This window comes from Bowmanella dokdonensis, assembly GCF_017254865.1.
Taxonomy (GTDB): Bacteria; Pseudomonadota; Gammaproteobacteria; order Enterobacterales; family Alteromonadaceae; genus Bowmanella; species Bowmanella dokdonensis.
In genome coordinates, this window is the sequence record NZ_JAFKCV010000133.1 from 1 (window position 1) to 403 (window position 403).

Below are 403 nucleotides of genomic sequence, written 5' to 3' on the forward strand. Positions count from 1 at the left end.
TACCAGGCTGATTGCGCTAAACACCAATTAAGCAGCGACTTTACCCAATATCAGTCGGGCCATGAGCAAGGCATACTGAGCTACTGTGTATACACAAATGGGGTCACACTTGGCAGACAAGGGGCGGCATTTAACCCACTTTGTGAAGATGAAGGCTTCGCGTCTTTTCAAGATGGCTATTTTCAGGGTCAGCAATTACATCAGCTTGAAGGCAAGTTAGCTAACCTCAGGCAAGATATAGATGGTATTCAGAGCCAGATTAACCAGGCCCAGCAAAGCCTGGAAGATAATCAGGCGACTATCATAGATGACAACAGTAGCAAGGCTCAGCGCCAGGAACTGCTGAAGGAAAACGACAGATTACGCCGGGATATTCGTCGTTTACAGGCGGAGATGCGTCATT

1 protein-coding gene is annotated in these 403 nt (G+C 47.6%); it reads left to right on the forward strand.

Annotated elements, in window-relative coordinates:
* Positions 1-403, forward strand: a 403-nt coding sequence (locus J0A66_RS21885) for a DUF2799 domain-containing protein (protein WP_206575958.1), incomplete at both ends; no start/stop codon positions are given.